General features: G+C 40.9%; 27 protein-coding genes and 2 tRNA genes. 12 read left to right on the plus strand and 17 right to left on the minus strand.

Features of this window, described 5'->3' with window-relative positions; genetic code table 11:
• Positions 1-30: 30 nt before the first annotated feature.
• Positions 31-2,073 carry a penicillin-binding protein 2 gene (gene mrdA / locus M5F03_RS00540; RefSeq protein WP_249705852.1) on the plus strand — a complete coding sequence of 681 codons (2,043 nt, stop codon included), beginning with the start codon at positions 31-33 and terminating at the stop codon, positions 2,071-2,073.
• A 3-nt stretch (positions 2,074-2,076) separates the two neighbouring features.
• Positions 2,077-2,628 carry a 16S rRNA (guanine(966)-N(2))-methyltransferase RsmD gene (gene rsmD / locus M5F03_RS00545; protein WP_249705869.1) on the plus strand — a complete coding sequence of 184 codons (552 nt, stop codon included), beginning with the start codon at positions 2,077-2,079 and terminating at the stop codon, positions 2,626-2,628.
• Between the two features lie 56 nt (positions 2,629-2,684).
• On the opposite strand, the gene M5F03_RS00550 is transcribed toward rsmD, so the two are convergent.
• Positions 2,685-3,167 (minus strand): hypothetical protein, encoded by a 483-nt coding sequence (locus M5F03_RS00550; protein ID WP_249705871.1) that lies wholly within the window; start codon positions 3,165-3,167, stop codon positions 2,685-2,687.
• A 199-nt stretch (positions 3,168-3,366) separates the two neighbouring features.
• Here M5F03_RS00550 and M5F03_RS00555 point away from each other — a divergent pair, with 199 nt between their 5' ends.
• A complete protein-coding gene (locus M5F03_RS00555; RefSeq protein WP_249705873.1) occupies positions 3,367-4,104 on the plus strand; it encodes a sulfite exporter TauE/SafE family protein in 738 nt (245 codons plus the stop codon).
• A 190-nt stretch (positions 4,105-4,294) separates the two neighbouring features.
• Complete coding sequence (locus M5F03_RS00560; protein ID WP_180024138.1) at positions 4,295-4,624, plus strand: hypothetical protein; 330 nt, start codon at positions 4,295-4,297, stop codon at positions 4,622-4,624.
• Positions 4,625-4,705: 81 nt separating this feature from the next.
• Here M5F03_RS00560 and M5F03_RS00565 read toward each other — a convergent pair whose 3' ends face one another.
• Positions 4,706-5,284: a 1-acyl-sn-glycerol-3-phosphate acyltransferase gene (locus M5F03_RS00565; RefSeq protein WP_171263760.1), complete on the minus strand. Its 579-nt coding sequence runs from the start codon at positions 5,282-5,284 to the stop codon at positions 4,706-4,708.
• Between the two features lie 280 nt (positions 5,285-5,564).
• On the opposite strand from M5F03_RS00565, the gene M5F03_RS00570 reads away from it, so the two are divergent.
• Positions 5,565-6,047, plus strand: coding sequence for a copper resistance protein NlpE (locus tag M5F03_RS00570; protein ID WP_180123723.1), 483 nt, complete (start codon positions 5,565-5,567; stop codon positions 6,045-6,047).
• 79 nt (positions 6,048-6,126) lie between these two features.
• Here M5F03_RS00570 and groL read toward each other — a convergent pair whose 3' ends face one another.
• From groL to M5F03_RS00590, 4 genes are all read right to left on the minus strand, one after another.
• The gene (groL, locus tag M5F03_RS00575; protein WP_078192965.1) at positions 6,127-7,761 is read right to left on the minus strand and encodes a chaperonin GroEL; all 1,635 of its coding nucleotides are present in this window, start codon (positions 7,759-7,761) and stop codon (positions 6,127-6,129) included.
• Between the two features lie 73 nt (positions 7,762-7,834).
• The gene (locus M5F03_RS00580) at positions 7,835-8,125 is read right to left on the minus strand and encodes a co-chaperone GroES (RefSeq protein WP_078192966.1); all 291 of its coding nucleotides are present in this window, start codon (positions 8,123-8,125) and stop codon (positions 7,835-7,837) included.
• 183 nt (positions 8,126-8,308) lie between these two features.
• A complete protein-coding gene (locus M5F03_RS00585) occupies positions 8,309-9,094 on the minus strand; it encodes a metallophosphoesterase family protein (RefSeq protein WP_249705875.1) in 786 nt (261 codons plus the stop codon).
• Positions 9,075-10,013 (minus strand): diacylglycerol/lipid kinase family protein, encoded by a 939-nt coding sequence (locus M5F03_RS00590; RefSeq protein ID WP_180024133.1) that lies wholly within the window; start codon positions 10,011-10,013, stop codon positions 9,075-9,077. Before M5F03_RS00590 ends, M5F03_RS00585 begins: the two co-directional genes overlap by 20 nt.
• Positions 10,014-10,428: 415 nt before the next feature.
• Between M5F03_RS00590 and M5F03_RS00595 the strand changes: the two genes are divergently transcribed.
• Positions 10,429-12,261, plus strand: coding sequence for a phosphoenolpyruvate carboxykinase (GTP) (locus M5F03_RS00595; protein ID WP_180121716.1), 1,833 nt, complete (start codon positions 10,429-10,431; stop codon positions 12,259-12,261).
• Positions 12,262-12,341: 80 nt separating this feature from the next.
• Here the strand turns inward: M5F03_RS00595 and glpD are convergent, their stop codons facing one another.
• Positions 12,342-13,859 (minus strand): glycerol-3-phosphate dehydrogenase, encoded by a 1,518-nt coding sequence (gene glpD / locus M5F03_RS00600; RefSeq protein ID WP_249705876.1) that lies wholly within the window; start codon positions 13,857-13,859, stop codon positions 12,342-12,344.
• 343 nt (positions 13,860-14,202) lie between these two features.
• Between glpD and M5F03_RS00605 the strand changes: the two genes are divergently transcribed.
• The 3 genes from M5F03_RS00605 to M5F03_RS00615 all read left to right on the plus strand — a co-directional run bounded on the left by M5F03_RS00605 (position 14,203) and on the right by M5F03_RS00615 (position 17,756).
• Positions 14,203-15,522 (plus strand): MFS transporter, encoded by a 1,320-nt coding sequence (locus tag M5F03_RS00605; RefSeq protein WP_249705879.1) that lies wholly within the window; start codon positions 14,203-14,205, stop codon positions 15,520-15,522.
• A 287-nt stretch (positions 15,523-15,809) separates the two neighbouring features.
• Complete coding sequence (locus tag M5F03_RS00610) at positions 15,810-17,129, plus strand: MFS transporter (protein ID WP_078190125.1); 1,320 nt, start codon at positions 15,810-15,812, stop codon at positions 17,127-17,129.
• A gap of 198 nt (positions 17,130-17,327) precedes the next feature.
• The gene (locus M5F03_RS00615) at positions 17,328-17,756 is read left to right on the plus strand and encodes a hypothetical protein (RefSeq protein WP_078193296.1); all 429 of its coding nucleotides are present in this window, start codon (positions 17,328-17,330) and stop codon (positions 17,754-17,756) included.
• Positions 17,757-17,823: 67 nt separating this feature from the next.
• Here the strand turns inward: M5F03_RS00615 and M5F03_RS00620 are convergent, their stop codons facing one another.
• Both M5F03_RS00620 and folD read right to left on the minus strand, forming a co-directional pair.
• A complete protein-coding gene (locus tag M5F03_RS00620) occupies positions 17,824-18,492 on the minus strand; it encodes a class I SAM-dependent methyltransferase (RefSeq protein ID WP_249705881.1) in 669 nt (222 codons plus the stop codon).
• A gap of 263 nt (positions 18,493-18,755) precedes the next feature.
• Positions 18,756-19,604, minus strand: a complete 849-nt coding sequence (gene folD / locus M5F03_RS00625; RefSeq protein ID WP_078192972.1) for a bifunctional methylenetetrahydrofolate dehydrogenase/methenyltetrahydrofolate cyclohydrolase FolD — start codon at positions 19,602-19,604, stop codon at positions 18,756-18,758.
• Positions 19,605-19,756: 152 nt separating this feature from the next.
• On the opposite strand from folD, the gene M5F03_RS00630 reads away from it, so the two are divergent.
• Positions 19,757-19,830: transfer RNA gene (locus tag M5F03_RS00630), tRNA-Cys, on the plus strand.
• Positions 19,831-19,840: 10 nt separating this feature from the next.
• A tRNA-Leu gene (locus M5F03_RS00635) sits at positions 19,841-19,926 on the plus strand.
• Positions 19,927-20,082: 156 nt separating this feature from the next.
• On the opposite strand, the gene M5F03_RS00640 is transcribed toward M5F03_RS00635, so the two are convergent.
• Positions 20,083-21,075: an NAD(P)H-quinone oxidoreductase gene (locus M5F03_RS00640; protein ID WP_249705883.1), complete on the minus strand. Its 993-nt coding sequence runs from the start codon at positions 21,073-21,075 to the stop codon at positions 20,083-20,085.
• A 132-nt stretch (positions 21,076-21,207) separates the two neighbouring features.
• On the opposite strand from M5F03_RS00640, the gene M5F03_RS00645 reads away from it, so the two are divergent.
• Positions 21,208-21,558 carry a thioredoxin family protein gene (locus tag M5F03_RS00645; protein WP_180115380.1) on the plus strand — a complete coding sequence of 117 codons (351 nt, stop codon included), beginning with the start codon at positions 21,208-21,210 and terminating at the stop codon, positions 21,556-21,558.
• A gap of 13 nt (positions 21,559-21,571) precedes the next feature.
• On the opposite strand, the gene M5F03_RS00650 is transcribed toward M5F03_RS00645, so the two are convergent.
• The 7 genes from M5F03_RS00650 to cysD all read right to left on the minus strand — a co-directional run bounded on the left by M5F03_RS00650 (position 21,572) and on the right by cysD (position 26,619).
• A complete protein-coding gene (locus M5F03_RS00650) occupies positions 21,572-21,832 on the minus strand; it encodes a DUF2798 domain-containing protein (protein ID WP_180126604.1) in 261 nt (86 codons plus the stop codon).
• Positions 21,833-21,845: 13 nt separating this feature from the next.
• Positions 21,846-22,163, minus strand: a complete 318-nt coding sequence (locus M5F03_RS00655; protein ID WP_249705885.1) for a DUF3861 domain-containing protein — start codon at positions 22,161-22,163, stop codon at positions 21,846-21,848.
• A complete protein-coding gene (locus tag M5F03_RS00660) occupies positions 22,160-22,681 on the minus strand; it encodes a PadR family transcriptional regulator (protein WP_233944409.1) in 522 nt (173 codons plus the stop codon). Before M5F03_RS00660 ends, M5F03_RS00655 begins: the two co-directional genes overlap by 4 nt.
• 96 nt (positions 22,682-22,777) lie before the next feature.
• A complete protein-coding gene (locus tag M5F03_RS00665) occupies positions 22,778-23,446 on the minus strand; it encodes a DUF6998 domain-containing protein (protein ID WP_249705887.1) in 669 nt (222 codons plus the stop codon).
• Between the two features lie 54 nt (positions 23,447-23,500).
• Entirely contained in the window at positions 23,501-23,776 is a 276-nt protein-coding gene (locus M5F03_RS00670) for a hypothetical protein (RefSeq protein ID WP_249705889.1), read from the minus strand.
• Between the two features lie 147 nt (positions 23,777-23,923).
• Positions 23,924-25,537: a sulfate adenylyltransferase subunit CysN gene (gene cysN / locus M5F03_RS00675; protein WP_249705898.1), complete on the minus strand. Its 1,614-nt coding sequence runs from the start codon at positions 25,535-25,537 to the stop codon at positions 23,924-23,926.
• 167 nt (positions 25,538-25,704) lie between these two features.
• The gene (gene cysD / locus M5F03_RS00680; RefSeq protein WP_078189893.1) at positions 25,705-26,619 is read right to left on the minus strand and encodes a sulfate adenylyltransferase subunit CysD; all 915 of its coding nucleotides are present in this window, start codon (positions 26,617-26,619) and stop codon (positions 25,705-25,707) included.
• Between the last annotated feature and the right edge of the window lie 204 nt (positions 26,620-26,823).

Genomic DNA, 26,823 nt, shown 5'->3' on the forward strand with positions numbered 1-26,823 from the left:
TTTAGCTCTCAGTCTTTAAGTCGATCGCGTATGAAGCAGCATTATCCTTTAAAAAATGTCCAGCAAGAAAAGCGGATTTATCGTAATCGCGTGGTGATTTCGATAGGGATTGTCTCCTTCTTTATGCTGTTGCTTGTGGCACGATATGCATATTTGCAAATCAAAAGTTATGAGACCTTTTCGACTGCGGCAGATCAAAACCGAATTCGACTGCAACCGCTTGCACCCTCACGTGGTTATATCTATGACCGTAATGGCGTGTTATTAGCGGATAATTATCCGGTTTTCTCAGCAACCATGAGCCGTGCGGATGTTGAAGACATTGATGATACGGTAGAGCGCCTAACGCCTCTGTTAGAACTGACTGATGAAGACATCGAACGTTTCAAAAGTCGGATTAAAACCTCTAAAAAGACTGAACGCGTTTCGATTAAACTGAATTTAAATGAAAATGATATCGCCCGTTTTAGTGAGGTGAAATATCAATTCCCGGGTGTCAATATAGAGACCCAAATGACTCGCTACTATCCACATGGCGAACTGTTTGCCCATGTGATTGGCTACGTGGGTCGTATTAATGACAAAGAACTAAAAACGATTGATAAAGATTTATACGCTGGCTCTAACCTGATCGGTAAAATTGGCGTTGAAAAATCATATGAAGAACTTTTACACGGTATGCCGGGAAATGAGTCGGTTGAAGCCGATGCCTTTGGTAATGTGTTACGACATCTAGGTCGTAAAGATCCGATTCGTGGTAATGACTTATATTTATCCCTAGATTATGGACTGCAAATGGTCGCGTCAGAGCAGCTTGCAGGTCGACGTGGTGCAATTGTTGCGATTGACCCACGTACTGGAGAAATTCTTGCTCTCGTTTCTAGTCCAAGTTTTAATCCTAACTTATTTGTTACCGGGATTAGCAGCAAAGATTATTCTGAACTGCGTGATAGCCTCGATCAGCCATTATATAACCGTGCCGTGCAAGGGGCTTATCCACCGGGTTCAACGATTAAGCCAATGTTTGGTCTAGGTGGTATTCATTATGGTCTAGTGGATTGGAGTACTGCCATTTCAGATCCGGGCTATTTCACGCTTCCGGGTGACAGCCATCGTTTCCGTGACCACAAAAAAACTGGTCATGGCTCAGTTAATTTACACAAAGCTCAAGTCATTTCCTGCGATACCTACTTCTATGTCTTGTCCTATCGCATGGGCATTGAAAAAATGAATACTTGGATGCGTCAGTTTGGTTTCGGTGAAAAAACCGGTGTAGATTTACCAAGTGAAAGTACGGGGCTATATCCAAATCCCGAATGGAAGCTCCGCACACGGAAGTCCAACTGGCTTAAAGGTGAAACCATTTCTGTCAGTATTGGTCAAGGTGCATTTACAGCAACACCATTACAACTGGCGATGGCAACTGCCATTACCGCTAATCAAGGCTCTCATGTTACACCTCACGTTTTGCGTGAAAGTAAAGGCGCTAAAGTCCACAAAGTCCATAACGCCCCGAATGGTCGCATTCAATTTAATGGTAAGCCAGATGATTGGATCAAAATGCGTGATGCCATGATTGATGTGGTTCAAACAGGGACCGGTCGTGGTATTCGTACCCCAATGTATCAAATCGCAGGTAAAACAGGCACCGCACAGGTTAAAAGTATTGCCCAAGGTAAACGCTATAACGAGTCCTTATTGACAGAGCGTCAACTTGACCATGGTTTATTTGTTGGTTTTGCCCCTGCGGAAAAACCTGAAATTGCGATTGCCGTCGTTTGGGAAAATGGTCGTCACGGTGGTTCTGCTGCTCAAATTGCGAAACCGATGTTTGACTACTGGTTATTAACACGTAAAAAGAATCCAATTCGTCCTGCAAGCCATCAAATTAGCGGTGGTCTCATGACTGCAGGTCTAAAACCGAGTGAGTTACCAAGCGGCTCTAATATTTTATCAGCCGATCCAAATGCGAGCCCAACAGCTCAGCAGAACAACAGTGCAACTCAACAATCGAATACTGCAAATACCCCACCTCGTGCTGCCAGTGCCGCACATGCAACCGATGAGGAATAATTCATGAAAAATCAATTAAGAATCATTGGGGGTGAATGGAAACGCCGTCAACTGCCTTTTGCCAGTATTGATGGTTTACGCCCTACACCTGACCGTGTGCGCGAGACATTATTTAACTGGCTCATGTGGGATGTTCAAAATGCCAAAGTTCTCGACCTGTGTACAGGTTCAGGTGCTTTGTCATTTGAAGCACTCTCACGTGGTGCAGCAGAAGCTGTTTTAATTGAACCTGATCGCACCCAAGCGAAATTTCTCATGGACAATTTAGAACTTTTAAGAGTTAGCAAACAACGTGTGCAACTCAAAAACATTACGGCACAACAAGCCATTCCTAACTTGAAAGACCAATTTGATCTGATTTTCTTAGATCCCCCTTATAGTCTTGATTTATGGCAGGAACTTGCTGAATTGGTCGATCCGTGCATTGCAGACAATGGTTTAATTTATATCGAAGCTGATCGTGATCTTGCTCAGTTAAAACTCCCGAGCAGTTGGCAGCAAATTAAACAAACCAAAGCTGGAACGGTGCGTGCAGGCTTATATAAAAAGGCTTAATGTAGATGCACATAAAAAAGGACGCCAATGCGTCCTTTTTTATTACTTGAAAATCATTAAACCTGTGGTCGAAGTGGACGCTGGCTGTTAAATCCACCTGTGGTTTTAGCTTTATCCACGGGCGTCACTTTTGGACGTTGTTGCTGTGGTTTTTGCAGCTGGGGCTTGCTTGTATTTGGTTTAGCCGAAGTCTGAGGCTTTGAGCTTGGACGCTGCACATTTGACGGATGCTGAGATGAAGAATTGTGTACATTCGGTTTATGCGCATTTGGTTTATATATATTGTCTGGACGGTTATTCGAATTCGGTCGTGGTGAGTTTGGTCGATGTTGCGGGCTATTCACTCGACCATATGAGCGGTCATAACGCTGACTTGAGTCATAGCGCTGTCCGTATGAACCACCATATTGATTTGCATAGCCATATTGATTTGCATAGCCATATTGATTCGAATGGTATCGGCCATCATCAAATGGCGCCACGACACACCCTGTAAATGTAATTGCAACCACAGATAGCAAAGCAACTTGTTTAAGCATGTGTAGCACTCCTCTTTGATGAAGAGCATTTTCACTTATCGAAATGAATTCAATCGGAAGTCTGTGTACATATGCTGTATTTAAATATTCATGTTCTATTCGTGATTTGATGTCCAATTTTGCTACATTTACTCAGTCAGCCACATTTATATAGAAAAATTCACTACAATAGCGCCACGTATTTCAAAGCTGTAATTTAATGACTTGGCTGATTTTTATTCTTGGTGCCATCTTTGCGGGATTCGTACAAGGATTAACAGGGTTTGCATTCGCCCTTATCGCAATGTCATTTTGGGTTTGGATACTCCCCCCTCAAATAGCCGCACCCTTGGTGGTCTGCGCTTCAGTTTATAGCCACTTCATTTCATTATCATCAGAACGTAAAAGCATTCCGATCAATAAAAAAATCATTTATCCCTATTTAATTGCAGGAATTTTAGGTGTACCGCTCGGTACCTATTTATTAGACAGCATTAATCCAGATACATTTAAATTGGTTTTGGGCGCTTTTTTAATGTTTTGGTGCCCAATTTTATTTTTTAATCCGAAATTTTCATTCATCCAAAAATCAGGGAAATGGGCGGATTCTAGTATTGGATATATTGCTGGAATCTTGGGTGGTCTCGGAGGCTTTTGTGGTGCATTACCCTCTGCATGGCTCATGCTGAAAAATACCCCCAAAGCAGAACAACGCTATATTTTGCGACATTTCAATTTAGCCATTCAGCTCGTCACACTTATCAGCTATCTATTACGAGGAATCATCCATCGTGAACATCTGCCCTATTTAGCCGTGCTGTTGGTGATTATGGCTTTTCCAGTGATTTTTGGTGCCAAACTTTTTTATCGCATTTCAGAACGCCAATTTAAACATATTGTATTAGGTCTTCTATTCTCTTCAGGCTGCTTCTTGGTGACGATGAGTATCTTAACCTGATGACTCCAAACCTAAAGATATTTGTCCAAGTCATTCTAGAAAAACCCTTCTCAGTTAGATATTCACATCTTGTAACAATGACATAGTTCACATTTAAATAAAAATTAGCCAAATGGTAAAAAAGTAATTAATTTTTCTGACGAAAAATTAATAGAATATTGCACCTCATAATTTTGCTTAAAATAAAACCATGAAAAAGTTCATCCTGCTTGCAGGTGTAACTCTGCTTAGCGGCTGTATGTTTGGCACGTCCAGCGAAATTAAAAAAGCTGAAAAACTACTCTCCCATTTTCAATGCAATAATATTGAAAGTTCACATATGACTCATAGCTCGATTACAACTTTCCATGAAGAAAAACTAGCATCAAGCAAACAAAAAGTCGTGTCTTATATCGATAGCTATAAGCAAGGCGAAAAGTTATTTCGTATTCCGCTCATCGATGTGGTTGACCAGCAATACATTATTTATAAGGCGGCATGTCAAAATCTGGGCGGTATTCATCCCGACTTTAATGATTAAAATCAACATAAAAATCTAAACAGAAGAATCTAAACATAAAAAAGGACAGCCGATGCTGTCCTTTTTTATTGGTTTGTTGGATTAGTAATAGCGTGTATCGACACTGAATTTTTCAGGAAATTTGGCATGAATTTGCGCGTAAAAATCCATGATTTCAGCCATATCTTTTTCATAATCGCCTGTAGGATAAACAATTTTACCCACACCCGTTTTTTTCTGCGCATAGTCCATATAGGCTAAAGCAATCGGCACACCCGCTTGCATAGCAACATGATAAAAACCGGTTTTCCACTTCTCTTGTTTGGCGCGTGTCCCTTCAGGCGTTACCAACATGACTAATTTCGGATGATGCTTAAATAAGTCAGCCATGAGCTCAACCATACTTTGACGTGCTTCACCATCTTGTTTTGGACGACGATTAATACCAATTCCGCCCATTGCACGCACAAAAGGCCCAAACGGGAATTTCATATAACTGTCTTTAATCGTGATACGAACATTTACCCCTAAAGCTTTCAGGGCAAGGCGTGCATAAAGTGCATCCCAATTACTGGTATGTGGCGCTGCAATCATGACACATTGGTCGATATTTAAATCCCAATGGTTATCAATTTGCCACCCCATTAAGTTCAGACTTTTTTCCGCTGTTTTTTCAAACACAATTTGCACCGACAGTTTTTTCTATGCCGCAGAGTTTAACAACGCAAAATAATTATAAAAGCCTATATTGTTTAGTTATTCACCAATTAATATATAAATGTCCTTTAGCGTCCACTTTTAGGTAAATCACCAATATTTCACTATTTACGAATTTTAAAAATCAAATGTCTGTTTTGATGTATTAACCAAACACACAATTGTTAACAGGAATAGGCTATTTTTCTTGAGCAATAAAAGTCACGCTTAGCATTATATTGGGTACATACGGTGTATAAATCTCATGAAAAAACTAATGCTCGCTCTCTGTATGGTCAGTGCAACCTTAACGGCATGTTCAAAAACCAGCAATGAATCTGAAACTGCGACACCACCAGATAATAATGTCATTGCCAATACAGACGCAGCCTCAGAAAGTCCGATTGCCACAGGTGATAACACCGAAAATGCACTTGATTGGGCGGGTGAATATAAAGGAATTCTGCCTTGCCATGATTGCAAAGGGATTGAAACTGAGCTTGAACTCAAACTCAATAAAAGCTATGAGCTTAGCCAAGAGTTTTTAGGTAAACCTGCGAACACTGAAAATAAAGTGAAAGGCAGTTTTAAGTTCTTGCCAGATCAACCTGGAATGATTCAACTTGATGCCGAGGGCGACAATCGAATTTACTTTGTAGGTGAAAACTTTATTGAGCTTCGAGGTGATAAAGGTGAAAAACTAGAAATGCCTGAAGTAAATCTTAAACTCACCAAAAAGCTTGATTAGCGTTTTACTCTAACTAGGATTGTTATAAAAAAATCCCCGCAAGTAGCGGGGATTTTTTAGATCGGATGATCAGTATGAATTACATCATACCGCCCATGCCACCCATACCACCCATATCAGGCATAGCAGGTTTGTCTTCTGGGATTTCAGTAATCATACATTCAGTTGTAAGCATTAAGCCCGCAACAGATGCAGCATGCTCAAGCGCAGAACGTGTTACTTTAGCTGGGTCAAGAATACCCATTTCTAACATATCGCCATACTCTGAAGTCGCAGCGTTATAACCGAAGTTACCTTCACCGTTTTTCACAGCATTGATTACAACTGATGGCTCATCACCAGAGTTTGCAACGATTTGACGAAGCGGTGCTTCAATTGCACGACGTAAAATGTTGATACCAACATTTTGGTCATCGTTAGCACCAGACACACCTTCAAGTGCTTTTGCAGCACGTACAAGTGCAACACCACCACCTGCTACAACACCTTCTTCAACTGCAGCACGAGTTGCATGAAGTGCATCGTCAACGCGATCTTTCTTCTCTTTCATTTCAACTTCAGTTGCAGCGCCGATTTTGATTACAGCAACACCGCCTGCCAATTTAGCAACGCGTTCTTGAAGTTTTTCTTTGTCGTATTCTGAAGTTGATTCTTCAATTTGAGCACGAATTTGAGTTACACGTTCAGCAATTTGCTCTGCAACACCTGCACCATCAACAATTACTGTATTTTCTTTAGAAACAGTAACTTTATGCGCTGTACCTAAGTGCTCAAGTGTAGTTTGGTCTAAAGACATACCAACCTCTTCAGAAACTACAGTCGCGCCAGTTAAAATCGCGATGTCTTGAAGCATCGCTTTACGACGATCACCAAAACCAGGTGCTTTAACAGCACAAACTTTGATAATGCCACGCATGTTGTTTACAACAAGAGTTGCAAGTGCTTCACCTTCAACATCTTCAGCAATGATAAGAAGCGGTTTACCTGTTTTAGCAACAGCTTCAAGTACAGCAATTAATTCGCGGATGTTGCTGATTTTTTTATCAACAAGAAGAATGTATGGGTTTTCAAGTTCAGCTGTTAGTGTATCTTGTTTGTTTGCAAAGTACGGGCTGATGTAACCACGGTCAAACTGCATACCCTCTACAACATCTAGAGAATCTTCAAAGCCTGAACCCTCTTCAACCGTAATTACACCCTCTTTACCGACTTTTTCCATTGCTTGAGCAATAAGTTTACCAACAGTGGTGTCAGAGTTCGCAGAAATAGAACCTACTTGTTCAATCGCTTTAGAGTCAGATGCAGGTTTTGCAGTCGCTTTAATTTCAGCAACTACAGCCTTAACCGCGATGTCGATACCGCGTTTAAGATCCATTGGGTTCATACCCGCAGTTACTGATTTAATCCCTTCATTAAGGATTGCTTGTGCAAGAACAGTTGCAGTTGTTGTACCGTCACCCGCGATGTCGTTGGTTTTTGAAGACACTTCACGAACTAGCTGAGCGCCCATGTTTTCAAATTTGTCTTTTAACGTGATTTCTTTAGCAACAGAAACACCATCTTTAGTGATGTGCGGCGCACCGAAAGAACGGTCGATGACAACGTTACGGCCTTTAGGACCTAAAGTCACTTTTACAGCATCTGCAAGTACATTTACACCCGCGATCATTTTTGAACGCGCTGAATCACCAAATTTTACGTCTTTAGCTGACATGTCTAACTCCGAATCTTTTTAAAATTTTTAACAATTTATGATGAATAAAAGGGTCTAAATGCGTGTACGAAACTTAAGCTTCAAGTACCGCTAAGATGTCAGACTCTTTCATAATAAGAAGCTCTTCGCCTGCTACTTTTACTTTTGTACCGGCATAAGTGCCAAACAATACGTTGTCACCAACTTTAACGTCTAATGCACGTACGCCATTGTCAGTTACTTTGCCATTACCTACAGCGATTACTTCGCCTTGAGCAGGTTGTTCAGCTGCTGAAGTACTTAAAATAAGACCACCAGCAGTTTTAGTTTCCTTTTCAACACGGCGAATCACAACGTTGTCATGCAAAGGACGAATATTGCTCATAGTTAACTCCAGACTAAGTCTATTTACTAGATAAAAGACGATGACATTTTGATTTCCATAAGCCATCGACAAAAAATAATTTAGATGACACTTTTGTGGGGATGGAAAAAAACCCTTCAAGGGCAAAATTTAATTTTTTTCATTTTTTTGTATTTTTTTTCTTCAAAATTTAAATTTAAAGGATTAAAGCTCATCCAAAATATCAGCACTAAGATTTTCTTCGAATATTTTTAACTTTGAATGATAAAAATAATGCTGCACATTCATCTGCTCATCAATGACATTAAAACTGTTGGCAAGGTTATCGTGTAGGCGATATGACGTTGCAGTTCCAGCATGAATATCCCAAACTGGATGCGCAGCACCTAAAGCATAAATCTGATTGAGGTCATAGCTGGCTGGAACATGTAAATGCCCATGCAATAAACCATTTAAACCGTGTTGACTCCACTGTTCGAGTGCCAAACGCCCTTGAACAGGGCAATCTTTCACACCATGCGGGTCATTGGGCGGCGTATAAAAAGGTTGATGCGCTATGATTAATTTCACTTTATTGGGCGGCGCATGTCTAAGTAATTCCTCGACATGATGTATTTGCTCGAGCGACACATGCCCTCGCGTATGGTAACGACGGCGAATACTATTGATCCCAATTAAATAAAAATGCTCGGTTTCCAGTACATTTTCCATGGCACCAAAAAAAAGTTGATAACGTGCAAAAGGGCTAAAAACACGGTTCCATAAATGATATAGCGGAATATCATGATTCCCCGGCACAACGATATAAGGCAGCTTTAAGCTTTCTAAAAATTGCTTACATGCATAAAACTGACGATAACGCGCACGTTGAGTCAAGTCTCCACTGGCAACCACGGCCTCGATACGCTGTTCACGACAAAATTGCTGAATAGCGCGCATACACTCTGGCTTTTCAGTGCCGAAATGCAGATCAGACAGATGCAGTATCATGTGGTACCCGTATCTTTAAGGCTTGTTTTTGCACTCGAATTTTAAGCGGCGGTTTCATTTCTACAATCTCACCATCCACAGCAACGGTCATTTTTTTTCGTTGGGTATGTATGGTGACTTCATCAGCGGCAAAACTATACACATCTGGTGCATTGTCGATATTGCCACGGATCAATTGCCATAAAATTTTAAATAACGTTTTCTTATCACTTTTTGCGACCACCACACCTGCAACTTTACCTGCCTCTGCATCCTTAGCAATTTGCAAGTTTAAATCGGCCAATTGCAATTGATTATTGCCAAAAAAGATCAAGGGCGTTTTGACTGGATAAATATGATGATCTACTTCTATTTCCAATTTCAGCTCTTTACGATCTCGAATCAGCACATCCAAACCTGAGGTATAAGCATGCAATGGGAAACGCCCAAACTTTTGATTATAAAATTCTCTTTTTTGTATAAATAAAGGATACAAGCCCAAACTGGCATTGTTTAAATAGATATGTTCATTGATTTGCGCCACATGTACCTGTCGATTATTGCCTGTCGCAATCACCTGTGCCGCTTGAATTAAATCGAGAGGAATATTGAGTACCCGCGCCACATAGTTAAATGTGCCCAAAGGTAAGACCCCCATAGGAATATCGGTATGCATCAACTGATGAGCAACAGCATTTAAGGTTCCATCACCACCTGCAGCAACCACAACACCCAAATTATCAGGGTCTTGATGGCGTGCAAATACCTTGCTCATTAAAGTATCAAAACTCGCTTCCTGCCCAAGCTCAAATGACTGTATTTCGAAATTATGATCGGATAATATCCGCACAAGCTCCTCGTAGACTTCATCTTTATTTGCAGCATGAAATCCTGATTTTTTATTATAGATAATAGATAAAGGCTTGGCTTGTTTAATCACTTTTTATACATCTTGGCCGCTTAGTATTGTATTTTGTCGAATTTAACAGCAAATAATAGCGCCTTTATGTAAAAATCGAATTACCACCATTTATTTAATCAATAATAATTCTCAAATATCAATTAAATGCAACTTTTTGTTTTTATTAAAAATAACTATATAAAATATTGTCCATCACGTTAATAAATAAAGTGAAAATTCGCCATATAATATGTTAAGTTATTGTATTTTATCTATATTTAATATAAATAGCATTAACTACCAAAAAAAATCTACCACTTCTTTAGTCTTATTTTTTTTATGATTTTATGCTTTAATACAGCCACTTTTTTTTTTCATCTTTTATCTGCATGATGTATCCCATGATGCAGATTATACTTTGTACGGTTAGTACATTTTTGAGATAGGCCTCACCATGACCCAAGTGAACGCACCAGAATTCGTTCGTCACCCTAAGCTCATTGCTTGGGTGGAAGAAATTGCCAAATTAACCAAACCAGCAAAAATCGAATGGTGTGACGGTAGCGCAGAAGAATATCAACGTTATATCGACTTGATGATCGCTAACGGCACTATGCAAGAACTTAACCAAGAAAAACATCCTGGTTCTTACCTTGCTAATTCTGATCCTTCTGACGTTGCTCGTGTTGAAGGTCGTACTTACATCTGTTCTGAAAAACAAGAAGATGCAGGCGCAACAAACAACTGGGAAGCTCCAGCTGAAATGCGTGCTCGTCTGAATGGTTTATTTGACGGTTCAATGAAAGGCCGTACTTTATACGTAGTTCCTTTCTCTATGGGTCCTTTAGGTTCTCATATTGCTCACATCGGTATCGAACTTACTGATTCTCCTTACGTTGCTGTAAGCATGTCTAAAATGGCTCGTATGGGTAAAGCTGTTTATGACGTACTTGGTACTGACGGTGACTTCATTCCTTGCGTACACACTGTTGGTGCTCCGCTTGAAGAAGGTCAAAAAGACGTTGCTTGGCCTTGCAACCCTGAAAAATACATCGTTCATTACCCAGAAACTCGTGAAATCTGGTCTTACGGTTCTGGTTACGGCGGTAACGCATTGTTGGGTAAAAAATGCCTAGCTTTACGTATTGCATCTTCTATGGGTCGTCAACAAGGTTGGTTAGCTGAACACATGCTCATCCTTGGCGTGACTAACCCACAAGGCGAAAAACACTACATCGCAGCTGCATTCCCTTCTGCTTGTGGTAAAACAAACTTCGCGATGTTGATTCCACCAGCGGGTTACGAAGGTTGGAAAATTGAAACTGTAGGTGACGATATTGCTTGGATCAAACCAGGTGAAGATGGTCGTTTATATGCAATCAACCCTGAAGCTGGTTTCTTCGGTGTAGCACCTGGTACAAATACCAAGACTAACCCGAACTGTATGGCGACTCTTCATAAAGACGTAATCTATACTAACGTTGCTGTAACTGACGAAGGTGAAGTATGGTGGGAAGGTCTTACTAAAGAAGCGCCTGCTAACCTGACTAACTGGAAAGGTCAACCACACACCGGCGAAGAAAAAGCAGCTCATCCAAATGCTCGTTTCACTGTTTCAGCTGGTCAATGTCCTTCTATTGATGCTGACTGGGAAAATCCAGCAGGTGTTCCAATTTCTGCGTTCATCTTCGGTGGTCGTCGTGCAGACACAGTGCCTCTAATTTCAGAAGCATTTGACTGGGTTGACGGTGTTTACAAAGCTGCAACTATGGGCTCTGAAACAACTGCTGCTGCTGTTGGTCAACAAGGTATCGTTCGTCGTGACCCATTTGCAATGCTTCCATTTGCGGGTTACAACATGGCTGACTACTTCTCTCACTGGTTAGAACTTGGTGAACAAGTTGCTGCTAAAGCAGAAGCTGCTGGCAACAAACTTCCTGGTATCTACAACGTGAACTGGTTCCGTCGTGATGCTGAAGGTAACTTTGTATGGCCTGGTTTCGGTCAAAACATGCGTGTTCTTGAATGGATCATTGACCGTTGTGAAGGTCGTGCAGACGCTGTTGAAACACCTATCGGCCTTGTTCCAACATACGAACAATTGAACTGGACTGGTTCAGACTTCACTAAAGAGCAATTCGAGCTTGTAACTTCTCAAGATAAAGATCAATGGATCAAAGAACTTGAAAGCCACACTGAATTGTTCAACAAACTTGGTGATCGCTTACCAAAAGCACTTAAAGTACGTCAAGACGAACTTTTAGAAGCTGTAAAAAAATCTGCTTAATCGGCCTTTAATTTCCCTCCTTTAAAAGAGGGATTAAGAAAGATTTAAAAGACCGCCTTGCGCGGTCTTTTTTATATCAACTAAGCCACATCTTGAGCTTTTTGTTTTATTCGTATTTCCATTAAGTACTCATCCAAAACATCAACTTCAGATGCACTGAATTGCAAATATAACTTTGTGCGTCTTTGCAAAATATCTTCAGAACTTCTCACCCACTCCTGTTCAACCAAATAATCTACTTCTTGAGCATACAAGCCATGCCCGAAGTTTTGCCCAAGCTCATCAATCGAAGTTAAATGATTCAGCAAAATCCAGACACGTGTTCCATAAGCATGCGCCCAACGACTTGCTAGACTGCTTGAAACACCTTTAACATTTTGTTGGATTTCAACTATCAACTGCTCGATTGATTCTAAATTTTCCGCACCAGGCAATGCTGTATCAGCAGTCCAAGGCTTGGATCGATGATGAAAAACCGTTTTAAGCTGATCTAGCGCCGCTTCTGCGAGTTTTCGATAGGTGGTGAGCTTGCCACCAAAAATTGATAGCAATGCTGCACCTTCTACATCTGTCAGTGCCAAAGTATAATCTCGCGTGACTGCTGCTGGATTATCTGATTCATCATCACACAGCGGACGCACACCTGAATAGGTTGAAATTATGTCCGTTTGCGTCAATTGAGTTTTAAAGTGATCATTTGACACATCAAGCAAGTAATCGATTTCTTCTTGGCTTATCTTTACTCGATTTGGGTCAGCATGATATTCACGATCTGTCGTGCCGATCAAGGTATATTGTTCTAAATATGGGATCGCAAAAACAATGCGATGATCATCATTTTGCATAATAAAAGCTTTATCACCATCAAAGAGCTTTGGAACAATGATATGGCTACCTTGTATCAGCCGTATACCATAAGGTGACTCTTGCTTTAACCCCTGTTTTATAAAGTCAGCAACCCAAGGACCTGCCGCATTCACCAATACTTTAGCCTGCACATTTTGCAAACCCTTGGCATTTTTTAAACACACTTGCCAAATGCCAGCTTTACTGTATGCATTTAAACATTCTGTTCGAGTCAGGATCTGTGCACCAAATTCGCGTGCTTGTATCGCATTGAGTACAACCAAGCGTGCATCATCCACTGCACAATCGGAATATTCAAACCCCCGAGTAAATCTGGGTGCTAAAGGACTAACATCCACATCAAATTCAATACCATTGGAGCCAGCAAGCTGTTCTCGCTTACCCAAATAGTCATAAAAGAATAATCCAGTCCGAATTAGCCAAGCCGGACGTAAATGCGGTTCATGTGGCATGATAAAACGCATCGGTCGAATAATATGGGGGGCTTTTTTAAGGAGAACTTCGCGTTCTGCGAGTGCTTCACGTACTAAACGAAATTCTTTATGCTCTAAATAGCGAAGACCACCATGAATTAATTTGCTACTTGCAGATGAAGTATGGCTCGCGAGATCGTCTTTTTCGCAGAGCAAAACACTTAACCCCCGCCCCGCTGCATCACAAGCAATACCAACACCATTTATTCCACCACCAATGACCACCATGTCATATACTAATTGTTGTTGTGTATTCATCGCTCCCTCCCACTATGTCTTTTTTATCCAACAATGCATCGTTTTCTTTGCTTTTTTATTTTTCTCATTGATCATGATTTTTTGATCCAGATACCTATTTTGGTCACGATATCCTTACGCTGAGTTTTTGTATTCCTCATTAAATGATGAGTTATATTTTAAATGTAGGTTTAAAAGCCTGCTGGCTCAAGTATGAAATCAATCATTTTAAGGCCCAAACCCTTATTCAAAGCAAAATTCATGACAAGTTGTTGATTTGTACACTTTTTAAACAAAACCTCTTTTTTAGTTTACATTTCATGCTTTTCGATACGCATAAGATATTTTCACACAATAAAAAAAGATGGATTTTAAAATGACGGAAGAAATTGTTACTCAATCAAATTTAGATACAAAGACCCGAGTGAAATCCATTCTCGGTGGTTCAGCCGGTAATCTTGTTGAATGGTACGATTGGTATGTCTATGCGGCATTCACTCTCTATTTCGCCCATGCTTTTTTCCCTCAAGGCAGCCAGACTGCACAGCTTCTCCAAGCTGCAGCCATCTTTGCAGTGGGCTTCCTCATGCGGCCCATTGGTGCATGGATTATGGGGATCTATTCAGACAAAAAAGGTCGAAAGTCAGGGTTAACCCTCTCCGTCACACTGATGTGTATCGGCTCATTGATGATTGCCATTTCTCCAACGCATGACCAAATTGGTATTCTGGCGCCGATTATTCTTGTGGTTGCACGACTAATTCAAGGCTTAAGTGTCGGCGGTGAATATGGCGCTAGTGCGACCTACCTCAGTGAAATGGCAGACCGAGACCGCCGAGGTTTTTTTTCAAGCTTTCAATATGTGACACTGATTGCAGGTCAGTTGACGGCACTGTGCGTGTTACTGATTTTGCAATGGTTGCTGACCGAAGAACAATTGCATGATTGGGGCTGGCGTATTCCATTCTTTATCGGTGCGTGTTTAGCGGTAGTGGTTTTCCGTATTCGACGTGGCCTACTAGAAACTCAATCCTTTAAAAATGCACAAGAGCAAAAGGACCAGCCTGAATCAGGCTTATTTTCTCTATTTAAGCATTATCCGAAAGAAGCATTCACGGTGTTATTTTTAACAGCTGGGGGTACATTGGCTTTTTATACCTACACCACCTATTTGCAAAAATATCTGGTCAACACCTCTGGCTTTAGTAAACCTGAGGCCACGCAAATCACCACTTTAGCACTGTTTATTTTTATGTGCCTACAACCACTTGCAGGCGGTCTATCCGATAAAATTGGTCGTAAGCCTTTAATGATCGCTTTTGGGTTCTTAGGGGTGCTGTTCACCTATGTTCTATTTAGTGCCTTAGGACAAACTCAAGATTATTGGACCGCATTTTGGCTCTGTCTCGCAGGTCTAGTGATTGTCACGGGATACACCTCGATCAATGCGGTTGTAAAAGCAGAAATGTTCCCTGCGCATATTCGCGCATTGGGTGTTGCGCTGCCATATGCTCTTGCAAATACCATCTTTGGTGGTACGGCAGAATTCTTCGCGCTGAGTTTTAAAGAAGCTGGTCACGAGTCATGGTTCTTTATCTATGTGACCATCATGATTTTTATTTCGTTATTGGTCTACGTCTTTATGAAAGACACCAAACACCATTCCAAAATTCAGGAGCATTGATCAGGGTTATTTGAAGATGAGTTATTGATCAATCTGATCAAAAACAGCATGTTTTCCCCATCAAAGCCTCAATCTATGAGGCTTTGTTTTTTTCATTTAGTCGTGAAAAATGTATCTGGTCAAAAATATCGCATTTTATAGACTAAAGTCGCATGATTTTCTGCAACAACAGGAGTATAAATTAAATAAATATAGTTCCATCTCCCATTTCGACAAAATATATTGATTTAAACTTTTCCCAAAGAGTTTAAATGGATATGTTTTGCATTCATTCCTTGGAGAATGATGTGTCAAACTCATCTGAGCCAGTTGTTCCTGAACAATTGGATAGAAAAACTCGTGTCAAATCTATCCTCGGCGGATCTGCCGGCAACCTCGTTGAATGGTACGACTGGTATGTCTACGCTGCCTTTACCCTTTACTTTGCACCGCAATTTTTCCCTGATGGTGACAATACTGTAAAACTCTTACAAGCGGCTGCAGTCTTTGCACTCGGTTTCTTAATGCGTCCAATCGGCGCATGGGTCATGGGTATTTATGCTGACCGTAAAGGTCGTAAAGCAGGTTTAACGCTGTCTGTATCGTTGATGTGTGTCGGCTCACTGATGATCGCATGTGCACCAACCTACGATTCTGTAGGGATGCTCGCACCCGCTATTCTACTTTTAGCGCGTTTACTCCAAGGCTTAAGTGTCGGCGGTGAATATGGCTCTAGTGCGACCTATTTGACTGAAATGGCAGGTAAAAACCATCGCGGTTTCTTCTCAAGTTTCCAATATGTCACACTGATTTCAGGTCAGCTATTGGCTCTTTGCGTTTTAATTATCCTACAACGCAATTTCTCAGAACAAGCTTTAACTGAATGGGGCTGGCGTGTTCCCTTCTTCATCGGTGCTTTGCTCGCTATTGTGGTGTTCTGGATTCGTCGCGGTTTAGTTGAAACTCAATCCTCTAAAGAAGCTCAAGAACAAGCTAAAAATGGTGGTCCAAAATCAGGTGCTTTAGCGTTATTTACCAAATACCCTAAACAAGCCTTCACTGTGATCATGTTGACTGCCGGTGGTACTTTAGCGTTCAACACTTTTACCACATATTTACAAAAATATTTGGTCAACACGTCTGGCTTTGAAAAAACCACAGCAACTGAAATTACCACTGCTGCAATTTTCATCTTCATGCTTTTACAACCTGCGGTCGGTGCGCTTTCAGATAAGATTGGTCGTAAGCCAATTATGATCGCCTTTGGTGTGCTTGGTGTGCTGTTTACCATTCCTATTTTCAATGGTATCGGTTCAACTACCAGCCCAACCACAGCATTTATGCTTTGCATGAGCGGTATGGTGATTGTCACTGGTTATACTGCGATTAATGCCGTAGTAAAAGCAGAGTTGTTCCCTGCACACATCCGTGCCCTAGGTGTTGCATTGCCTTATGCCATTGCAAATACACTCTTTGGTGGTACCGCAGAACTTGTAGCTTTGAGCTTCAAAAATGCAGGCCATGAAAACTACTTCTTCTACTACATTACATTCATGATTGGTTTATCTTTAATTACCTATGTCTTCATGAAAGATACGAAAAAACATAGCATGATCACTGACGATTAAGTCGCTCAGCCCTGCTATTCCACTTAAGCTCATCAAAGCCTATTTTGATGAGCTTTTTTTATCTCCATTTCCATCTACTCATCGTTTCGGCTGCATCAAAGATTTAATCAAACTTCTTTGGCTTTCTTGGTTTTCGCCATCGAGTCGACAGACGGACTATGGCATACTGAACATACAAATACACACGGCGAATGAATGATGAAAAATATTTACAAAGTTTTAAGTTTGGGTATTGTTGCAATGTCGATGGCTGCTTGCCAAAGCACTCCACGTGCTTTTAATGGTCAAACGGGCTTTCAAATAGAGTCCAAATCTGCAGATAGCGCAACACTTGCATATACTTTAGCGGGTCGCCAAAACCAACAACTGGATGCCAATAAATTACAACGTGCTTGCCAAAAAGTATTAAATACGCAAAAGACCTATAAATTACAAATCTTAAGCGTGAACGAAATTGCAAATCCTGCTTTGGAAAATACCCAGTACGGCCGTCAAATTGGTAATACACGTGCGAACTTCGGTCTATCAAATACTCCTGATCTACGTAACTCTGAAAACTTAGGCGCGCGTGATGCACTCGATGCTCGCCCTGCAACCTTACGTGTGGTTCGCTATACTTGTTCTTAATCAAATTTGCTGTTCAAAAGACAAAAATAAGACGCTTAAAGCGTCTTATTTTTTATGGGTTCAATATTTATAGGGTTTTATAAAAACTCACATTTCGAAACTCAGGTGATTCATCCAAATCAGGCCATGTCGTCGCGCTTCGTTCATCGAGTTTTTCATATTTAGGATGACTAAAGTTTTTCACACGACTGTCTGCCACCCACACTTCTGGAGCAAACTTTAAAAATTCATCCAAAAAGAAACGGTTGCATTGGTCATACAGCACATCGGCAGCCAATAAAATATCGACTTGTTTGGCTTTATACAGATCGTCCAAATATTCAAGTTCTACATTATTCAACTCTGCATTGGCACGACAGGCATCTAGGCTCACTTGGTCGATGTCACAGCAGATCACGCGTTTCGCCCCTGCCATTTTCGCGGCAATCGCCACCACGCCTGAACCTGCACCAAAGTCCAACACCACTTTATCTTTGACATGATGCGGCTCTGCCAACAACCACTGCGCCATAGCAAGCCCTGAAGCCCAACAAAAGATCCAATACGGCGTATCATTCCATATACGGCGAATGACTTCATCATCCAATTTATCGGTTGGAAATACAGGCGGTATCAACCATAAAGAAATGGGGGTTTCAGGCAACTGTTGTGCATGTAATTCACAATGCGGAATGACTTCATGCAGTGCTTTCAGTAAATGTTCAGGGGCTTTGGGGAATTGGAAAGTACAGCTCATATTAAGCCTTGGAGATGATTTTATTTGAATTTATAAACGTATTAGATATGCGACATCGTCATCTGCTGCTGTGCGAGACAGACCTTAATCGAATGAACACTGTTTCTGCGATACCATTAATCAAAAGACTGATTCTGTCGAGTTCAGCAGATGACAAATGGTTTTGGTTACTTTTGCCGAAACAAAAGTAACATACGAGCTTCTTACATTTTAGTCACAACAGTAAGACTCCGTTGTGACTTTAATATCTTTTTATTAAAAGATTAACCCAACGCTTTTTCAGCAGCTTCAACAGTTTGACGAATCAACGTTGTAATGGTCATAGGACCTACACCACCCGGAACAGGTGTATAAGCAGAAGCAACTTCTTCAATACCCACCAATTGGATATCACCTACACCGCCGCCATCACGTGGATGAAAGCCAGCATCAACAACCACTGCACCTGGTTTGATCCAATCTTTTTGAATCAATTCAGCTTTACCTACCGCACCTACAATAATGTCAGCTTGTTTAACAAAGTCAGCCAAGTTTTGAGTACGTGAGTGGCACGTAGTCACTGTCGCATTTGCTTCAAGTAACATTGCAGACATTGGTTTACCCAAAATTGCAGAACGCCCCACAACAACCGCATGTTTACCTGCGATTTCAATGTTGTTTTCTTTTAAAATGGTCATGATACCTGCAGGAGTCGCAGAACCATACGCAGCTTCACCCATTGCCATACGGCCGAAACCTAAGCAGGTCACGCCATCTACGTCTTTTTCAAGAGAGATCGCATCGAAACAAGCACGCTCATCAATTTGAGCAGGTACGGGGTGTTGTAACAAAATACCGTGAACATCTGGATTTGCATTCAATTTTTCAATTTCAGCAAGCAATTGCTCAGTTGTGGTTTCTTTAGGAAGCTCAACTTTTAATGAATCCATACCAACACGGCGGCAAGCATTCCCTTTCATACGTACATAAGTTGCAGATGCACCATCGTCACCTACCAAAATAGTCGCAAGAATTGGGGTACGACCAGTTTTCTCTTTTAGCGCTTCTACGCGAGTCAACAAGTCAGCTTCAATTTTCTTCGCCAATGCACGACCATCTAAAACTAATGCCACGGCACTTCTCCAAGTGATGATATGAATCAATTTTGCACATAATACATGATTATTTTAAATTTTTTACCTTGTATGCTGCTTTTATGCTCATACAGATGAATCTGCTATTGTTTTTTTTTCAGAGCTTGCTAATATACGCATCAACAAGACATGGCGGGGTGGCAGAGTGGTCATGCAGCGGACTGCAACTCCGTGTACGCCGGTTCGATTCCGACCTCCGCCTCCAATCTTGTTAAGCCCGAGTGGTGAAATCGGTAGACACAGGGGATTTAAAATCCCCCGCCCACAAAGCGTGCCAGTTCGAGTCTGGCCTCGGGCACCATTCTTCTACTACTGAAGATGGTGTAAATAAAGAACCCAGCGATAAGCTGGTTTTTTTATGCCTAAAATTTAGTAAGACAATAAAAAAAGAGGGACATTGCCCTCTTTAATTATTTTAAAACACCCTGCAAATACATCGCGTTTTAAAAATAATCCTTTAGATCACTTCAACCACAATCTTACCCACATGGTCGCCTGTATCCATGGCTGCATGTGCTTCTTGAATTTGATCAAACTTAAATGTTTTGTAAATCATTGGCAGGCATTCACCTTTAGACCATAACGGAACAACATTTTCCTGAATGCCTTTGGCAATCTCTGCTTTTTCTGCAGTATTACGCGCACGCATGGTTGAACCGGTAATGGTCAAACGCTTCATCATGATTTGACCCAACTTCACTTCTTTGGCTTTTGCACCACCTAAGAAGGCGATATAGACCAAACGCCCATCACGACGTAATAGATTTAAGTTCTGTGCTAAATACGGTGCACCCACGATATCTAAAATCACATCGACGCCTTGCTCAGCGGTCGCCTCATTAATCACTTGCTCAAAGTCTTGAGTTTTATAGTTAATAGCATGAGTGATATTTGAAATCGCAGCGACTTTTTCATCTGAACCTACCGTCGCAAAGGTTTTCATACCTAAAGCATTACACAACATAATCGCTGTAGTACCAATACCGCTAGTACCGCCATGAATAAGTACCGTTTCACCTGCTTTGGCTTTACCCATTTGGAATACATTTGCCCAAACTGTAAAGAACGTTTCAGGAATGGCCGCTGCTTGGGTAAAGCTGACGCCTTCAGGAATACTCAAAGTTTGGCTTTCAGGTACAACACAATACTCGGCATAACCGCCACCATTGGTTAGACCACAGACTTTATCACCCACTTTAAACAAAGTGACATCTGCACCCACAGCAACTACTTCACCCGCCACTTCCAGACCCGGTACTGGTGTTACCCCTTTCGGCATTGGGTACAAGCCTTGGCGCTGTAAAATGTCTGGACGGTTAATACCAAAGGCATGAACCTTTACTAGTACTTCATCAGATTTTGCAGTAGGCACGGCAACGCTTTCATAGGCCAATTTTTCTACGCCGCCCGGTTCAGTAATAATGACCTGTTGCATGCTTTGCTGTGACATTGTTTTTCCTTTTTCAATTATTGACTATTCATCTATCTCTGCACTATTTGAACATAGAAAGCATACAGATTGAATAACAATGGACTTATGTATAATTGGCTGACTATTTAGCAAATTAATAATAGGCAGCACATGGTTCAGGTTGTTGAATATAACGAAGATAACGCCAGCGACTATGAATGGTTCGATGGTTTTGCCGTGATTCGTTTCTATGCAGACTGGTGCGCGCCCTGTGTGCAGAACTTCCCTGTATTTGAGCAGTGCGCAAGTCAAATGTCCGCACAGCATGCACAGCTCAAATTTGGCAAGGTAAATATTGATTCCTCACCGATACTAACCTTGCGCTATAACGTTTATGGACTACCTTCAACCTTAGTATTTTATCGCGGGCAAGTCATTCAACGTATTGCAGGAGTTAAATCGCTGACTGAATTAACAGCCATCATTCAAGATGCTATGCAGTCACACTCAATACATGACTAAATAGATGTGCCTTTTATTTGGATGCAGCCTCATTCGGCAGACGGACAAACTTCATTAGCGTATTACGCACCAATGGCAACACGATCAAAATGAGCGGAAAGGCCATCATCCACGACATGCTCCATGCGCGCAGCCAAATGCCAAGAAAGCCTTCAACTAAGCCTTTATTCATCAGCATGTTAAAGCAGGAAATTGAACCGCTCATAATGCCGGACAAGATTAAGGGCATCAGCCAAGTCATGTGTTTGGGATGAAATTTTGGGAGTTGATTCATCTGTAAATACCTATTATTCGTCTTGGGCTGCATTCTGGGTTTTTACTGTTTGTTTTAGTGTTTTCATAAACTGGCCGAAATGCGGCATGAAATCTCTAAATAAAGGATGGTCTTTATTTTCCAGCAAAGTTTCACCAAACAGTTTCAGACCCACGGCAAAGGCTTTGGTTTTTTCATCATCTAATAACTGCGCTTTAGTCAAATGCTCTAGCACCTTAAACATGTCATCATGGTTGTAAGCATTAAACTGCAAAGCTTCGGTATAGGTCGATGGATTGCCCTGTGCATCGGCAATGTGTTTGAGCGTGATTTCATATTGATGCTGCTTCATTGTGTCACCTCCATACGGCTGATTTCGACGGCCGCCTGATCGATTTTTTCTGCAATGGCATACACCTGTTCAGGTGTCAGTTCACAGTGCTGAATTTTGATGCGCAGTGATGCTTTTAAGTTTTCCATCGCACGTTTGATATCGACGTATTGTTCATTGTTATGAATCTGCTTGCGGGTATCAAAACGACACAGAATTTTCTCTACTGTGGCTTTTTCTGCCTCTAAATGCACTAAGCCTGACTGTGTGACGCTGTATTGTTTACGGTCTTCCGCATTTAGTTCTGCATGGATGTATTGCTGTTCTTCGAGGTAGTTCAGCGTTGGGTAAATCGTCCCTGTGCTTGGGCTGTAACCGCCGCCTACGATTGCGCCGACATCTTTAATGATGTCGTAACTAAACTTAGGCGCTTGGGAAATAAGATGCAGCACCAATAGTTTCATGTGCCCTGCTTCAAACAGGCGTTTGCGGGTTTTGACTGGACTATCGCTACTGTCGAGAAGGTCTGAATTTGACATCGCAAAGATACACCTTAAGATTAATTAAGATATATCTTAACATTCTGTAATTTTTTTTCAACCAAATTCTAAATACATATTACTTTATACATGTTTTTATTCTTTAAGGATTTCTTTAATAACTTTAATAACATCATCACCTAACGTTCGCGTATTTTTTAAATTTCCCATACTATTAATTTCACTTATATTTAATTCTTTAGATAGCTCACGAAGTACGGGTTTAACTGGAGATATGGACTCATCATTTCTGAATATTTGAATTGATAAATTTTCAAGCTGTACAATTTTGTACCCTTTATAAAACACTGAATTGATAACTTTAAAATTAGATAAATCGGTATTTCTACTTGTAGATTTTTTAACAGTTGAATAAATAAACTTATTATCTCTAGCCTTTAACTTATCCCCAAAAAATTCTTTTGAAATATCTTCTAAAATTTCAAGCTGCATATCTTCTGAATTAATCTTAATAATAATTACTCTATCCACCTCATGAAATGTACTTTTATTAAAACTTACATGATTGCTAGATGTAACTGTCTTTACAGATATTTTCTCACCTTCACTACTAATGACATCATAACCTTGTTGATTCACTGAATCAGCAAGCTGACCCAAAGTTATCATCGCAACATATAATTCCCCAATCCGACCAGTAAGATGGCGAAGTTCTGCAGCCGGGCTTCCCCACGTTAGTTCCTTTTCCAACCACTCCAAAGCCCGACCTAACGATTTAATAATTTCAATTTGACTTAATGCCATAAGTAAAAAACATAGTTATTCATTTAACTTTGAATATAACCCATTTAATTATTATTAACCCCTCCCCTTATATTCTTTTACCATCCGATCACTCACATCTTCAGGATAGCAAAGTGGTGCATATCCACCTGCGCGATTATATGCACTGCGCTTACCACACCGACTACCATTACTTGCAGTATTGTAAGGACAAGGACAATTACCAGGATAATTCTCAATTGATTGCTGAATAATCTTCTGCTTAATTTTTTCAGTACTTTGACTACTCTGTTTTGCATCAACACTAAAAGTTAATACACATAACCCCATTAAAAATAATATTTTTTTCATAAACACCCCTCTATAAGAGCATTTTATAGAGAAAACATTTATGTGAATCATCACACATAATCCAAGTGTTTTATTTATCAGCAATTAAATTCAAGACAATAAAAAAACCCGCCATTAGGCGGATCTTTTTTAAATCAACTCAATCTATTACAGACGAACCAACTCAACAATTTTCTCAGCAACTTCTTCAACAGCATCGAAGGCATAAGTCACATCAGTGCCTTCGGTCGCATCTGTAATCACAACCACACCAGTTTCACGAACCAGCGCAACTTGATCAGCAGAAAGACCCGCTTTCGCAATCGCAACCACACCTTGTTGAATCAACAAGCTTTCAATCGCTTGCGCATTTTCAAAGGCTTTTGCAGTCACAGTTACCGCAGCAGGTTTTTGACCTAAACGTGCAGCACGCGCTTCAGCAGTTAAAGGCTCGTTGTGTGCAGTCCATTCAACCGCAGATTCAACCATACCCGCACCAACAGTCACGTTGCTTAAACGGTCAATAAAGATGAATGAACCTGTGTAACGACTGTCTTGGTAACGGTCAAATACCACTGGCGCATCAAACTCAATCGTTACATCTGCAATCGCATTCAATTCAAGCTGTTCAACTTCCGTTTTTTCCAGTGTGTTCACATTGGTACGATAGTTAATTTTCGCAACTTTCGCAGGAATAGTTTGTGTACCAAACTTCACGTTATACAGCTTGCCAACTACTAAAGGCGCATCTGTCATCCATACCACAGAGGCACGTGCAGAACGTGAAATTAACGGCTGTTCGCCCGCTTTTACCAACACGTTACCACGTGAAATATCAATTTCATCGTTCAGTGTTAAAGTTACCGCTTGACCTGCAACAGCATGGTCTAAGTTACCGTCAAAAGTCACGATTTCTTTAACAGTCGAAGACTTACCAGATGGTAATGCAGTAATGGTATCGCCAACTTTTACTTCACCAAGTGCAATCGTACCGCAGAAGCCACGGAAATCGAGGTTCGGACGGTTGACATATTGAACAGGGAAACGGAATTCGTGCTTGCTCGTATCATGCGAAATTTCAACAGTTTCCAAAGTCTCCATTAAAGTCTGACCTTGGTACCACGGCGTATTTGGCGATTTGTTTACAACGTTATCACCATTCAACGCAGAAATAGGCGTGAAGATAATGTTCGCAGGTTTACGGTCGCCCAATTGGTTTACGAACTCGTTGTACTCTGCTTGAATTTCATTAAAGCGCGCTTCAGAGAATTCAACCAAGTCCATTTTGTTCACTGCAACCACGATATTACGAATACCCAAAAGACTCGCAATAAATGAGTGACGACGAGTTTGCGTTTGAACGCCATAACGCGCATCAATCAAGATGATCGCAAGGTCGGCAGTCGACGCACCCGTTGCCATGTTACGTGTGTACTGCTCATGCCCTGGGGTGTCAGCAATAATGAACTTACGTTTTTCAGTAGAGAAATAACGGTAAGCCACGTCAATGGTAATACCTTGTTCACGCTCTGCTTGTAGACCATCGACAAGTAAAGCCAAGTCAGGCGCATCACCCGTAGTACCGACTTTTTTAGAGTCACGAGTCACAGCTTGTAATTGATCTTCATAAATCAATTTTGAATCGTAAAGCAAACGACCAATTAAAGTCGATTTACCGTCATCTACGTTACCGCAAGTCAGGAAACGTAGAAGGTCTTTATTTTCGTGTTGTTTTAAATACGCCAAGATGTCTTGGCTAATTAAATCTGATTGATGAGACATTGCTCAAAGCTCCACATATTCTTTTGAAATCGGTTTCTGAATCTTTTTAATCCCTCTAAATCTCCCTTTAAGAAAGGGAGACTTTGCTCCGTTCTTTCTCGGGAGTTCTCCCTCTTTAGTAAAGAGGGTGAGCAGCACTGCTGCGCAAGGGAGATTTCTTAAGATTCTTAGAAGTAACCTTCCTGCTTTTTCTTTTCCATCGAACCTGCTTCATCATGGTCGATCATACGGCCTTGACGTTCAGATGTGGTGGCTAAAAGCATCTCTTGGATAATTTCCGGTAAAGTTGTTGCAGTTGATTCAACCGCACCTGTAAGTGGGTAACAACCTAAAGTACGGAAACGCACCGATTTCATTTGTGGCACTTCACCTTCGTTCAAACGCATACGCTCATCATCAACCATGATCAGTGTACCGTTACGCTCAACCACTGGACGTTCAGCAGCCAAGTACAAAGGAACCAATTTAATATTTTCGAGGTAGATGTATTGCCAAATATCCAACTCAGTCCAGTTAGACAATGGGAATACACGAATACTTTCGCCTTTGTTTACTTTACCATTGTAAAGATTCCAAAGTTCAGGACGTTGGTTTTTAGGGTCCCAACGGTGTTTGGTATCCCGGAACGAGTAAACACGTTCTTTAGCACGAGATTTCTCTTCGTCACGGCGCGCACCGCCAAAAGCCGCATCAAACTGATATTTATCAAGTGCTTGTTTTAAGCCTTGAGTTTTCATGATATCAGTATATTTTGAGCTACCGTAATCGAACGGATTCACGCCTGCGTCTTTACCTTCTTTGTTTTGATGCACGATCAAATCAAAGCCATGCTCTTTTGCCATGTTGTCACGGAAAGTAATCATGTCTTTAAATTTCCAACCCGTGTCTACATGCAGTAGTGGGAATGGAAGTTTGGCAGGATAGAATGCTTTTAAAGCAAGATGCAGCATGACCGCTGAATCTTTACCGATTGAATACAGCATGACTGGGTTTTCGAACTCAGCAGCAACTTCACGGATGATATGAATACTCTCAGCTTCAAGCTGTTTAAGATGAGTAAGTCTTTCCTCATTTAATGACATGGACAACACCAGCTTAGAATATGTGTACTTATTACACTTTTAAAGATATATATACATTATAGTGATTAAGCTTTCATAACGATTGCTTGTTTTGTGATATTGATATTCTTATTCGTCATATACAAATTGTCTGATACTGCTTATCAATTTTAATTAATTTAATACGATAGACTTATCAATTTCATTATTATTCTAGTCCGAGAT

The sequence above is a fragment of the Acinetobacter amyesii genome, assembly GCF_023499985.1.
Taxonomy (GTDB): Bacteria; Pseudomonadota; Gammaproteobacteria; order Pseudomonadales; family Moraxellaceae; genus Acinetobacter; species Acinetobacter amyesii.